The organism is Alicyclobacillus tolerans, assembly GCF_048984885.1.
Lineage (GTDB): Bacteria > Bacillota > Bacilli > Alicyclobacillales > Alicyclobacillaceae > Alicyclobacillus_I > Alicyclobacillus_I tolerans.
This window is the reverse complement of record NZ_JBMGNK010000002.1, coordinates 810872-824202: the sequence shown is the minus strand read 5'-3', so window position 1 is coordinate 824202 and position 13331 is coordinate 810872. Positions and strand designations below refer to the sequence as shown.

The window sequence follows — 13331 nt, the reverse complement described above, 5'->3', positions numbered from 1 at the left end:
CTCTGATAGAATTGCAAAAGATAGGGAAGCAATGAAATATGTATCAACTCTGCAAGGAAGGTAGTGTCTCCAACGCTTGAACTTTGCCACAGATTGGCTGTTTCATCTCATGAGGTGCTGCCCATTCTACAGCATTAGCCAAGACTCGTTGAATTTCCGGGTGATGATAGGTGGGGAAAGTTTCATGACCAGGTCGAAAATAAAAGATTTTTCCTAATCCACGGTGATAGGTGCACCCGCTTCGAAAGACTTCTCCCCCGCTGAACCAACTGAGGAAAATCAATTCTTCGGGCTGGGGAATATCAAAATATTCACCATACATTTCTTCCTGCGGAAGTTCAATGAATTCATTGATTCCTTGAACAATCGGATGATTAGGTTGAACTACCCAAAGCCTCTCTTTATCGTTAGCCTCACGCCACTTCAAATCACAGGAAGTACCCATTAACCTTTTAAAAACCTTGGAAAAATGAGCAGAATGCAGAACAATCAGTCCCATACCTTTCCATACTCTCTGCACGACTTTTTCGACAATTTCATCTGAAACTTCTTGATGTGCAATATGCCCCCACCAAATGAGGACATCTGTCTCATCTAACACTTTGTCATTCAACCCATGCATAGGTTGATCGAGCGTAGCCGTTTTGACGTCATACCCCTTTTCACGAAGTGGAGAGGCGATTGCTTCGTGAATACCATTTGGATATAAGGTACTGACTTTCGGATTTTTTTGCTCATGACGAAATTCGTTCCATACCGTTATGCGAACAGACAATAAGAAAACCTCCACCATAAAGCATCTAAAACGTTTTCTCGACTCTAACACGTTTTTTTTACAAAACCATGACAATCATCTCATTCTTGCGTCTATCTTGAGAAAAACTAATTACAACTACTGCGCAATGTAACCGCCGTCGATAACTACTGCCTGCCCTGTAATGCTACGTCCTGTGTGGCTAGCCAAAAAAAGCACGTAATCAGCTATTTCGCTCGTTTCCAAGAGTCGCTTTTGGGGTACAAGTGGATAAATAACCTCTTCCAAAACTGACTCCAAGGGAACACCTCGCTGAATAGCTAAATCCTTCAACTGGTTTCGCACCAGTGGAGTATCCACATAACCTGGACAAAGCGCATTTACAGTTATGCCATGCTCGGCCCCCTCTAGTGCGGCAACTTTGGTCAGACCAATTACACCATGTTTAGCAGAATTGTAAGCAGATTTGCCCGCAAATCCTATAAGTCCGTTAATAGAAGCTATATTGATTATCCGCCCCCATTGACGTTCTTTCATATATGGGAAAGCGTACTTTATCGACAAAAAAGGACCTACCAACATCAGCTGCAACAACTGTTGAAACTTATCTGCAGGAAATTCTTCAATATTAGCTACGTACTGCATACCTGCGTTATTGACAAGAATATCTAAGGATCCATAAGAATGAACCGCAAATTCCAAGAGACACTTGACATCATTTTCTGCCCCTGCATCAGCCTGAAAACAAATCGCTTCCAGACCTCTCTTCTGCAATTGAGACACGGCTACATCTGCAGCTTCTTTGCGAATGTCAGAAACAACCACTTTAGCGCCAGCCTCAGCCAAACGTTGAGCAATGGCAAAACCAATGCCGCTGGCTGAACCGGTTACTACAGCCGTCCTGTTGGCTAACGACAAAGATAGCATGCTATCTCTCCTCTTTCGATGGAATGAACCGACCAAAAGTGAACCGCTCACCGCCTATGCTGAACATAGAGATGGGATCTTGTAACTGATATGGTGATGAATTCAATTCAATCGTCCATCGAGCATCTTTGCCCATTCTGCCACTGTCATGACCTCGGCTTGCCTAGGAAAAACTTTTTCTATTAATACTCGATGCACTTCTTCATCAGCATCTAAACAGGCGTCAGCAAGAACCACCAACTCATAATCTTTGTCAGCCGCTTCACGCAATGTCGAAAGTACAACGCCACTTGTGGCAATACCACAAAGAACTAAGCGCTCAATGTGTTGGGCACGCAACAGCACTTCTAAATCACTACCTGTAAAAGCACTCACGCGCAGTTTCGTAACAACAGCTTCTTCAGGTTGCGGTGCTACGGACTCGTGAATTTGGGTTGAAAATTCAGATTGAATCATGTCGTTTGGATTTTTGGCAATTCTAGAAAATGACAAATTTCGACTGCTAATTTCAGGATAACCAGGACGAAACGCGACCCTCACAAAAATCACCATAACTTCTGATTTTCTCGCCAAAGCCACCGCATGCTTAAACGGTTCAAGCACGCTAGGATCTTCTGCGAAACGTGAAACAATGCCATTTTGCATATCCATAACAAGAAGAGCAGTTTGACTCATAGGCAATTGCTAAACACCCCCAACGCTCAATTCTTCACTTGACTAAGTTTGCAATTTGTTCGTTGACTTGAAAATTACATAAACCACCGTGATAGCAAACGACTTGTTCAATATCTAAGGCAGCAAATTTTTTTAGAGACTTCAGCGCCTCTTCCATATCTGGTGTTGCCTGTGCGCTGGGTCCAAGAAGCTTCCCATTCTCACTCACCATCGCGTCCCCCGTAACCAGCGTCTTACTATTACGATGGTAGAGACTGATATGACCAGGTGTGTGCCCTGGGGTGTATATCACTTGCAAACCTCCAAAAAACGGAAGCCACTCTCCATCTTCTACTGTTTGATTGACTTTAGCTTGGGGAGGATTCAAAAAGATACTCTCCACCTGACTGCGCATCTCTGCTGGTACTTGTTCCAACATCTGAGCAACACGTTGGCGATTCATTTTGATAGGTTCTTTTTCACCTTCAATGTAAGGTTTATCCTCCGCGTGAGCATAGACAGTAATCGACTTTGGAAGCTCCTTGATTAAACTTTCAATGCTTCCAACGTGATCGATATCCTGATGCGTTAAAATAACGGCAGTTATCGTTTCAAACGACACTCCCGCTTTTTCCACCGCTTCGCGAATTTCATTGAGTTGCCCGGGCATGCCCGCGTCTACTAATATGGCTTGTGAATCATCGTAAAAGAGTGTTGGATGAATTAAATTTTTCCGCCCCATTATATTCATTTCCAATTCCAGCATTTCGACTCCATTGGCTATCTTCATCTATCCCAAGCTGATTTTTCACAGCTTGGGTTTCACCTCCTTATGAACAATGAAAACATGCAACTAATTTACGTTGACGTTAACTGAATAACTTGTATAATATCCTAGACCAAGTGTAAATCGCAATCAACTCGAATATATTTTCTTTTCTGTAGGATAACCTAGAGCCATGTCCTGTAGAAGGAAAGAATACAACCAAAATCAGCTTAGATAAGAAACGGAGGTATATGATTGGCACAACAGGATAAATACTTTTTGACTATCGACAACGTTGCCAAACAGCTTGGTATCACACCAAGAACGCTTCGTTACTATGAGGAAGTTGGACTCATTTCTGCAGCAGCACGCACAAATGGAGGTCATCGACTTTACGATGAAAAAACGATAGACATGCTGCAGCAAATATTGCGTTTAAAAGAGCATCTCGGCATTTCACTGCAAGAGATTCAAGAAACATTGTCTGCTGAACAATCCTTGCAAGAATTAAAGAAGAATTTTCAAGAGCAAAATGAAAATATAGAAGAACAAAAACGGATCGTCCAAAATTTTATTCAAATACTAGAAGAGTTGATTGAAAAAATGAATCGAAAAGTAGAAAATGTTCAAGCAATGAAATTGCAATATCAAGAAAGAATGGTTCGAGCTAAAAACTTGTTAAAAGAAATAGACTGTTCAAAGGAATAATTCCCCCGTCCAATTGCATAAATACCACAAATACTAGACTCATTGGACTCATGGTCCATGAGTAAATTTATATTTCTTCCCCTAAATACTAGCTCATGAAACCCATTTTTATAATTAAATTATTTATAGTAATTATTGGTATTTTTATATAAAATCAATAGATAACTAGTAAATCTCTTATTTTGATAACAAAAGGAACTTATTCTAGGTACTTCGCCATTGGAGTTCTTTCACTTTCTGCTATTTCAGGAATACAGTTCTTTACGCCTGCCAAAATACAAGCTTTTAACGATTCTCTTGTTAATAAAACGATTACGTTCTCAAGTGATTGGCGGAAAAGCTTACAATCCTATTCAACATCAAAACTTGGAACCACATGCATGAAACAAAGTTTGGGATGGTATGCACTGGAAAACCTTTCATTCCACTTGGGATTATAAATATACTCAATCTACAAGTATTGCGCCCACTTATTAGCATTACGGATCAATTTTTTAATCTGCCTGCACAATCTTTCAATGAGACGCATATTCCGGACCAAGTTCAACCGTTTGAAGGGAGCTATTGTTAAAGAGATGAGCGCTGTCCGTCCATATATGAGCGGTGCAGCGCCTATTTTTTAATTCCTTGATTGATTTTCTGTTAGTTCTCATTCGTTCATCTCTCTCATGAATATTCCGTTCGTATCCCTTACCTCTACCCGCAAAGCATATTGGCTTTCTATATTTTCATATTTCAACTGTGTTAGCCTGTTTGTAACGCTCATCTCTGTTTAAACGTTTCTTTTCCTTTCTCGATCCCGTCGCTTTGCATTTCCCCGTTCACCGTTATGACGACAGGACATATGCTTACGGTGCTCGAAAGTATTGTAAACGGAAATAATGTTCCAAATGTTTCAATTCAATCTCTTTCGTTTCAAAATATAGATATGAGTCCAATCGGAACATTTTTAGATTGTCGAAGCACAATCTGTTTCGTATAATGAACGTATCCTAGTTCCTTGAGGGCAAACCTGTTGAAAGACAGGGACGCAAAACTGCGGGTCCTGGATGGAAAAATATAAAATTAAGCCAGGATGGCTGAGTTGCAAGGGTTCGGTAGGAAATCTTACCGAAATGGGGTAAAGGGAATTGCACAACATTCAGCCTAAAACAATGACAGACAAAGAGAACAAAAGGGATACTGAAAGCTTACAGGATTGGGAAGGTTTAATGGCAATGGCTCGAGACTTTGGTTTAACGAAAGAAGAAGTCAGACGCTTCCTCTCTTCCCGCACTATCCAAACGTTGTCTTGAAGGAATAATGTCAATAGTATGAAATGATTCACTTTTATTTAAAATTTACACATGGAGTGGGCGGGGAGACATCTGTGATTGGCAAACGCATACAAGCCTTACGAAAATCTCGTGGTTGGTCGCTCAATGAGTTGTCTGAGCGTTCTGGGGTAGCCAAGTCATACCTAAGTATGATTGAACGAGACAAACAACAAAACCCGTCCATTCAAGTTTTGGAAAAACTTTCTCATGTCTTTCAAATTCCCTTGGTGGAGTTATTACCTGTGGATGTGGTATCCACGGTGGATTCAGAAAATCCATACGGGCTTGATGAAGAATGGCTAGAAATTGCTAGAGAAGCAAAACTTTCCGGGATTGATATTGAAGAATTTAAACAATTTGTTGAATATCAAAGATGGAAAAAAATCCAGGATAAAAAGGATTCTTAATTTTTTATATAATCCGTATCAGTGGCATAAATCAAATGTTTAATCCTCATTTCTTGCGCAATGAGGATTTTTATTTGGAAATTCTCTATTTAGAAATGATTTTCAATATCCCTATCTCTCTTTTCGCAATCGACTCCCCAAGAAAAGCATTCCTATGCCAAGCAGAATAAAACTCAAAGCTTCGGCTAAAGTTTCCAATACAGGTACCCCAGTCACGGGAGATGTTGCTCCAATGACAGAAGATTGACCAGGAGATGAAATGGGAATGACATGAACTGTTTGTCCTTCTGAATGCCCGCCTGACGGGTGACTAGAAATGCCAGAAACTCCCCCTTGACTTCCGTTTCCAGAACCTGGTTCTCTAATCGGCGGTGCATTCCCTCCTGATGGATTGGGCTGCGTTACAGTAACAGGAGGATTTCCTCCATTGGGTAAATTGGGCTGAGGTGGTCTATTGGGCGTTGTCGGACCTGACGGATTAGAAGGTGTGCCCACGGGAATCGCTTGAACTTGCACTTGCATATAGCCTAAAGCCCCCTGATAATCATTATGAGCGCTTAAAGGCCATTGAAGCGTGTACTGAATGAGCAAGGATTGACCTTCCAATAAAGTAAAAGGTTTGGATTGTACTGTTTGAGAAAAAGGACCCTGTGTTTGAATGGTAGCTTCTTCATCCCCAACGACATAAGCCGTATCACTCATATGCGGTGGAAAATTATCATATTCAAACGCTTTTTGATATCCTGTTCCTGAATAGTCTTTGGAGATATAGGTGCTGGACAAAGTTGTGCCTGTATGACCATTATTTGAAAACAAAGGTCCCCATAGTTTTGTTGTAAAGACCACTTGCTCAGTAACATTTGTTTCGTTCATGATTTCTACAGAACCTGTGCGTGTATCCCCGGGCACTAAGTGATGAACATTAGAAAAAATATGACTTCCATCAGCATATTGTGTAAAAGCTAAACCACCAGAAAATGAAGACGTAAGAGACGGATCGGCCAAAGCAGTCATGCGAAATAATCCATCCGACAGCAATAAAATGCCCACTAACGTACTTCCTGCCACGGCTATGAATCGTTTAGGAAGACGCAATCGACTCATCTTGCACTCACTTCCTTTCAACTACAACCCTACTTTACGAAAACTCTCTAATTTGAAATTTGCGAAACATTCTCATGTTGCACTACATAAGCCCAAGTCATTAATGTGTTGCTAGACGTATTCGGTACAAATGGCGAGGAATTTTTGCAGCCAGACTCTCCAAGCGGGGAAGTATCCTGTACATAAAGTTGATAGACTACTACTGCAGTTTGTCCCGGAGCTAGAGGAAACCAGGTGGTATTCGAATATGCTGCACTTCCTGCAACGGAATCTACTGCATTAGGAAGTGATAGTGGAATGGATTGTTGTAACTGATTCCAATTGGTGTTTCCCAAAGAAAATATTTGAGAAAAAAGTAAAGAGCCTGAAGCCAAGACAGTACATGACGGATCATTTCCACCTGCTACAACTTCTTGTTTCAGCTTGCTAGCATTTAATTGAGAAAAAAGAGATTGGAAAAAAGATTGCCACGCAACTTCAGGGATATCCGCTACTGTATGGTATCCTTCCGACTGCAAAGAAGAAAAGAATTGTTGACAATAATTTTGCAGAATTTGTTGTTGTTCAGGGGACCATTGGCCGTTTGTCATATAGGCTAAACAACCTGTTAAATGAGACTGATTTTGAATCATTGTTGGCAATTGCAATAACCATTGCTGACAACGCGGCGCAAAAGAAGATATATCAAGATTAGCTAAGGATGTTTCCGTGCTACCAACCGTCCATTGCTGATTTTGTAAGTCTTCTATTAAGGATTGAACAAGATCCTTTTCATCGTTGGTAGATGGCAAAGTTAAAATTTTATAACTACCCGCCAATTCATGTGCCGCGTTAGGATTTCCACCTAAATATAAAGTAGCTGCTGAATCTAATCTAACCCATTCATTCACCGTACCCGTATTTGTAACCATATAAAGAATATCTCGATGAGGTTGAAAATGATTATTCAAAAATGCTGAATAATCTGTACTATCGTATGGTTCGATGAGTAATGAATGGTTTGTGTCTTGCTTTAATTCCACTTGCACAGTCCCCGTTCCAAAAGATACAGGGGATGATTGCGTCTGGTGTGTGAACAATGCATAGGTTCCACTTATGCCTATCGGAACCATTGCAGACATTGTAGATAAGCCAAGATAATATAGCCAACTTTTCTTCATGAAACAACACGCCCCCTACTACTGAACAGCCTTTTGATAAAATGCAGAATATAAATGGATTGACTAAAAATCTGTACGCCAAACGTGTGGAAGATTTTTTCAAATCTGCACTCTTTGCGTAATGAACTATGATTCTATGGATTCATTGCCAAAGACTGCAGACTTGTCAGTGCAATATCAGGGAGCCCTGCCGAAAGGGTCCACTTTCGGCAGGGAACTTTCAAATACAGAAGTGCACAAATGGCTCTAACAATAAATCGCAGGTGATTAGCTTCTGAAATTTATAGGTGGATTAGGTGATAATGTGGTAGAATCATTACCACTTGAGGATGATGATGGTACTCCTGGAGTACCTGTTCCGGATGTTGGTCCATTCCCACTTGGAGATGTCGGAACAGAACCACTTCCAGAAGTTGTACCAGCGCTTGACGTGTTTTGAGTAGGACTGGTAGGCGAAGTCAGAATTGGATTTTGGTCATCGTTATGGTTATTTTCCCACTGTGCAGCATTGAATACTACCTGTGCACTACCCCATGCGTCTTGATAGTCATTTCCTGCATGTATCGGCAATTGGCCCGTGTATTCAACCACCATATATTGTCCAGGTTGAAGGACTATACCCTGAACGTCCGACGACCCACTGAACGGCGTCTGCCCGTTCATAAACGTCCCCGTCTGTTGTGGATAATCCTGTCCTGTTGCCGGATTGTATCCTGCCTGGTTGTACGTATAAGTAATCGTGTTTGCAATGATGTCACTTGCAGGTGTCAATGTTTGGCCATTACTACCTGTCACAGTGAACGTGGGTGCCTGTGTGCTGCTGTTTGTCGCATTCATGGTAACAGTCGGTTGCTCATTATATATCTGGTAATTCAATGTATAACTGGCAGGATGATTATCGTTTTCATACTGCGAATTTTGACTGGTACCAGGATAATCTACCGATTCCCAATCCCCGCCCATCACCTGAGGACCATTCGAGAGTAAGCGCGGTTGCCAGAAATCAGCGTACGTCGACTGTGCTGTAGAAGCTACGGGTGAATCACTTGATGGCAATGAACCCTTGCTATATCCGTTGAGCGTTGTCACTTTCCCATTGTTGAGTCCATCATCCCAGAAGATTGGACCATGAGCCTGAGTATTGATGTCTACCACTTCATTCACACTACCTGTGTTTTGCACCACCACATAAGAACCCACATAATCTCCTGGTACCATGTTGTAAAAATCGATCGTGTGATTATTCGAGAAGGTTTGGAACCCTTGGCCTGTCGTGGCAATATCGACTACACCTGCACCAAAGGTTTGCGTATTCGACTGTGCTTGTGCTGTAAATAATGCGTACGATCCCGCTCCCATCATTGCCAACCCAGCTAATGATGTGGCTGCTGCTGCTCCTATTTTTGATTTCATGCTGAATTTCATCCTTTACCCCTCCCACTATAAATTAATGTTTTCTTCTATTTACTCTCTCATTCTCACGATTACGCACCTTGACAATTTGAGAGGGATTGCCAGAATGCTAGATGTGCCAATTTTCAAACGGATACTCCGTGGCAGGAACAGAGATTGGCGTTAATTTACCAATACATGGAACATAATGATGTTCGCACCTTTGGATGTCCACACGTTCCCTTGCGGTTTACCCTCCCATGTCACACTGGGTCTATGCCCTCACATTCCTTCGTTCTACCTCTCAAGGGGTGGATGCCGTTTCTTGCTCCTTTGCTGGGTCGTTGCCCTTATGGAATAGTTACTACGGCTTATCCGTGCTTTCGTTTGTCTTGGTCTTTCATCGTGTCTCACAAGCGAGTAAGTTGAAGTACGAGTTTGAATCAGTTAAGCAGCCATCTGTAGTTGGGACTTCCGAAGCGGTCCCAGTAAATCTTCAGAGTTGTACGGTACTTGCTTTGTCCCCAATGTGTGCAGGACACGAATGAGCTTTCCACACAGCGCAATGAGCGACTGTTTCTTCTTCAAGGGATTGCATGTTCGTGTCGTATAGTAATGGTGCAAAGCCTTGAACTCTGGATTCGTAGCTACCATCGGTAATATCGCTCGGAATAGAAGTGCCCTCAGCCGTGAGCGTCCACGTTTAGAGATGCCAGTTTTCCCTTTTCTCTTGCCAGAGCTGTTTTCTTTCAAATTGAGTCCAGCAAGCCGAATGATCTGCTGCCCATGGTCATATCCCTGAAGGTCACCGACTTCAGCCAGGAAGCCAGCAAGTGTCGTTACACCCATCCCTGGTACACTCAGCATCTCGTCAGTGCCTGGAATCTGGTTGAGCAGTTGCTCCACCTGAGCCATGATTTCGTCACGTTGCCGAGTGAACATGTCGTATTGCTCCAGTAGAGCCGTCAGTTCCAACCGAGCAGCCTTGAGTCCCTCTTTCAGACCAATGGACTTTTCAGCGGCTGTTACGAGCCGTTTTGCTCGCTTTATACCGACAGCCCGTTTCACACCGCCACTTTTCCACTGGTTCACAATCTCACTGGCGCCTAGTAAGACGAGGTCCTGTGGAAACGGAGACTCACGCAGTGTAATGAGAGATGCCTTGCCTTCCCAATCCTTGAACACCTGGGTGTATTCCGGAAAGAACCGGTCGAGCCAGTTCTGTATCCGCCGCTGCACCTGACCTAGATTCACCATAACCTTTTCCCTCAGGTTCATGAGGATTCGTAAATCCGCATAGACACCTGTTGGGAGTTTGGGCTCGGTGTACTTGCCGTCCTTCACGAGATTCGCAATGACCTTAGCATCCTTGTAGTCGTTCTTCGTCGGCGAGTTATCCTCCAACTCTTTGCTCTTGTTGACGTGATGCGGATTCACGAGCACGAATCGAACGTTCAAGTCTTGAATGAAGGCACCTAACGGGAACCAGTAGTGTCCGGTCGGCTCAACGCCAAAGACGACATCCGTCTTGCCGTGCAGCCGTTGCAACTCCGTCATCCACGTTACGAGTTTCGTCAGACCCTCATCGTCATTGCTAAAAACGCACTCTCTACCGAGCTCAATTCCACGAAAATCAATGGCTCTCGCTACATGCGTTTGCTTCGCAATGTCCGCTCCCACAATGATGGTAGCGTCGGTAATTTGTTGGATTCGTTGATTTTGCTTCTGTTGCATCTTATACTTCACGTTGAGCGTCCTCCTCAATTAGGGAATGAATGTCCTGCATTCGGAACCCAGCATACAGGAGGCGCTCTTTTTGTTTCAAACCCGAAATTAATTCATTACAGGAATGGCTCCTTAATATTTAAATATTTTTATTGAAGACTTAAATCTTCAAAATGATACCGAGCTATCATTGGAGCATCAGTTCATTCTGCAGATTTAATGTCTATTTGATCTCCTATCCTTTATATTTTTAAATTCATTAATGGATAGGAGTTTCAAATTTCTCGATATTCTCTACGAATGAATCGCATTTTGTTCTTGGAGCGCAGGTGAATCATTGTTCTCCTGATTGCTTTTCTTTTGTAAATTTAAAATTTCTTTGAATAGAGAGACCATACTACTGATGATGAGAAAAGCACCGGGTAAAATAAGTAACGAACCGTCTCCCCAACGACCGTGCAAAAAGTTCAGATAATACCCTGCATAAGGGATAGTAAAATGCGTGTACTCTCCAACAATATTGCTAGCCGATACTGTCCATGGATCTACTGACGGATTTGCGTCTCCTTTGGTTTGAAACATCATCTGGCCATTTTGATCGAATTCCCTTACGATTCTGTGTGTAACCAATACATTGGTCATGCCGTTAAAACCCGAATTTTGGGGTACATGAAATGTGATAATATCGCCTGGCTTTAAATCCGCAACATTCACATGAGGATTATCAAAAATCACTGAACCTGTATCAAATGTGGGGGTCATTGATCCAGAAAGCACTTCATACATGGTTTTTCCAGCCACAACCGGATTACCATCATGAATTCTTGATGACACTGTCAAATAAAGTGTAGAAGCAAAGATAAATACCATAAGACCAATCACAATACCATTTATCACACTAAATATTTTTCGGACCATTATACTTGCCTCCCCTTTACCTCTCGCTCCAACTCTAATCTAATTCATTGAATTGTCTTAGAAATTTTTACAATCCTTAGATTGGATAGAATTTCTTACTGTCCATGTTTCTTAATTTTTTCCTGAGCCAGTTGTTGGTTGTTGCACCTGCGGCAATTCTGTCGTCGAACCTGTCGATGTTGCTTCTGTCGATGTTGCTTCTGTCGATGTTGCTTCTGTCGATGTTGCTTCTGTCGATGTTGCTTCTGTCGATGTTGCTTCTGTCGATGTTGCTTCTGTCGATGTTGCTTCTGTCGATGTTGCTTCTGTCGATGTTGCTTCTGTCGATGTTCCTGACTGCAAACTTGAAACTTTTGCTATACTTGATTGCTGAACTGTTTGCTCTTTGCTTGCTAATTTTTGCAAATCCATCACCTGGTTTATGTCAGTAGTAAGCCAACCAGGTTCAGGATCTCCTATCTGCGCAACGTCTATTTGTAAATCTGATTTCAAAGAGTTCAGTTCCTTCTGAATTACACTGATAGATGAACTACTCGGTGATTTTTTAAGTTGTCTTCCATAAGTTTCTAAAAGGAACTGGACTTCATTCGGAAATATCGCTAAAACAGAAAATGTTTGTGTAGCAGGTACCGCTGTTTCATCCGTTAAAAGGGCAAATGATTCGTTCAGCCTAAGACTGGATGTTTGGAAAGCCAAAAAGCCTGCTATGAGCCCAGTACCAACGGCTACCAGTGAGCCCATTTTTCGAATCATACGGCGTCTACTGCGGCGCTTCACTAAATGCCGAATAGCCCGACGGGTCATGCCTCCCTGAACAGGAAACCAATCTTTTTGAGACACTGTAAACTCCCGCCCTCCATATGTTCTTAAAATAAAAAGTTATTCATTAAATAGAACATATAGTTAGATTAAATCACGGCTTCTGGAATGCCTTTGACTGTAAATGTGCTCGGTTCTCTCTATATCCCTTTACCCTTTACCGAGCAATGAGTACGTGAGTAAGCGAAACCCCAGAATCCTTCAATGGTGTTCTTCAAAATAAAATATATTCATTATTAAGAACACCTGAATGTATAGTAACGCATCCCAAATCAATAATCAATACTTTTTTCATTATTTATTTTTTTGTGTTCGCAAAGCATATGTATTTGGATGGAACTGGGGATCTCATAGCGTTCGCATGACATAACTCTGATAACTTGGCACTTGGATATACCAAGTTCTTTATATTTATGTAATTTGTGCAGACGCTCTACGATAAACCACTAGAACAGCAGGAATTGCCAAACGTCGATGTTAAGTAATTCCTACATCTGTAATGTCATTTCGGGATTAATTCTCTAACATTGACCCGCAGGGGGACGAAGGTAACTGGTGTCGACTTTTAAGATAAAGCCCTAGAGATTACAAAGCGAAGCTGGACTGGACGCTCAATTCGTCTGTTTTGATATTTTTTCGTTGCCAACCGTTCTGAATGGAAATTTGGACATTGTGTTCACC

At 42.0% G+C, this 13331-nt stretch carries 13 protein-coding genes and 1 riboswitch; of the genes, 3 read left to right on the top strand and 10 right to left on the bottom strand.

The window, feature by feature from the left end:
- Window positions 1–43 precede the first annotated feature (43 nt).
- From ACOJUR_RS04175 to ACOJUR_RS04160, 4 genes are all read right to left on the bottom strand, one after another.
- The gene (locus ACOJUR_RS04175; protein WP_370541544.1) at window positions 44–775 is read right to left on the bottom strand and encodes a ThuA domain-containing protein; all 732 of its coding nucleotides are present in this window, start codon (window positions 773–775) and stop codon (window positions 44–46) included.
- 117 nt (window positions 776–892) lie between these two features.
- Window positions 893–1681, bottom strand: coding sequence for a 3-hydroxybutyrate dehydrogenase (locus tag ACOJUR_RS04170; protein WP_420949314.1), 789 nt, complete (start codon window positions 1679–1681; stop codon window positions 893–895).
- 102 nt (window positions 1682–1783) lie between these two features.
- A complete protein-coding gene (locus ACOJUR_RS04165; protein ID WP_072873944.1) occupies window positions 1784–2356 on the bottom strand; it encodes a cysteine hydrolase family protein in 573 nt (190 codons plus the stop codon).
- A gap of 34 nt (window positions 2357–2390) precedes the next feature.
- Window positions 2391–3125 (bottom strand): MBL fold metallo-hydrolase, encoded by a 735-nt coding sequence (locus tag ACOJUR_RS04160; RefSeq protein WP_072873867.1) that lies wholly within the window; start codon window positions 3123–3125, stop codon window positions 2391–2393.
- A gap of 231 nt (window positions 3126–3356) precedes the next feature.
- Between ACOJUR_RS04160 and ACOJUR_RS04155 the strand changes: the two genes are divergently transcribed.
- From ACOJUR_RS04155 to ACOJUR_RS04145, 3 genes are all read left to right on the top strand, one after another.
- Window positions 3357–3809: a helix-turn-helix domain-containing protein gene (locus ACOJUR_RS04155; RefSeq protein ID WP_072873866.1), complete on the top strand. Its 453-nt coding sequence runs from the start codon at window positions 3357–3359 to the stop codon at window positions 3807–3809.
- 995 nt (window positions 3810–4804) lie between these two features.
- A riboswitch (cyclic di-GMP riboswitch) is annotated at window positions 4805–4901 on the top strand.
- A gap of 62 nt (window positions 4902–4963) precedes the next feature.
- Window positions 4964–5104, top strand: coding sequence for a DNA-binding anti-repressor SinI (sinI, locus tag ACOJUR_RS04150; protein ID WP_207549721.1), 141 nt, complete (start codon window positions 4964–4966; stop codon window positions 5102–5104).
- A gap of 23 nt (window positions 5105–5127) precedes the next feature.
- A complete protein-coding gene (locus ACOJUR_RS04145) occupies window positions 5128–5532 on the top strand; it encodes a helix-turn-helix domain-containing protein (RefSeq protein WP_420949313.1) in 405 nt (134 codons plus the stop codon).
- A 111-nt stretch (window positions 5533–5643) separates the two neighbouring features.
- Here the strand turns inward: ACOJUR_RS04145 and ACOJUR_RS04140 are convergent, their stop codons facing one another.
- The 6 genes from ACOJUR_RS04140 to ACOJUR_RS04115 all read right to left on the bottom strand — a co-directional run bounded on the left by ACOJUR_RS04140 (window position 5644) and on the right by ACOJUR_RS04115 (window position 12671).
- Complete coding sequence (locus tag ACOJUR_RS04140) at window positions 5644–6636, bottom strand: hypothetical protein (RefSeq protein ID WP_420949312.1); 993 nt, start codon at window positions 6634–6636, stop codon at window positions 5644–5646.
- A gap of 47 nt (window positions 6637–6683) precedes the next feature.
- Window positions 6684–7796 (bottom strand): hypothetical protein, encoded by a 1113-nt coding sequence (locus ACOJUR_RS04135; RefSeq protein ID WP_420949311.1) that lies wholly within the window; start codon window positions 7794–7796, stop codon window positions 6684–6686.
- Between the two features lie 267 nt (window positions 7797–8063).
- Window positions 8064–9209, bottom strand: coding sequence for a TasA family protein (locus ACOJUR_RS04130; RefSeq protein WP_165611966.1), 1146 nt, complete (start codon window positions 9207–9209; stop codon window positions 8064–8066).
- A 426-nt stretch (window positions 9210–9635) separates the two neighbouring features.
- A complete protein-coding gene (locus ACOJUR_RS04125; RefSeq protein WP_420950494.1) occupies window positions 9636–10922 on the bottom strand; it encodes an IS110 family RNA-guided transposase in 1287 nt (428 codons plus the stop codon).
- A gap of 285 nt (window positions 10923–11207) precedes the next feature.
- Window positions 11208–11831 (bottom strand): signal peptidase I, encoded by a 624-nt coding sequence (locus ACOJUR_RS04120; RefSeq protein WP_072875370.1) that lies wholly within the window; start codon window positions 11829–11831, stop codon window positions 11208–11210.
- A gap of 111 nt (window positions 11832–11942) precedes the next feature.
- Complete coding sequence (locus ACOJUR_RS04115; RefSeq protein ID WP_420949310.1) at window positions 11943–12671, bottom strand: hypothetical protein; 729 nt, start codon at window positions 12669–12671, stop codon at window positions 11943–11945.
- Between the last annotated feature and the right edge of the window lie 660 nt (window positions 12672–13331).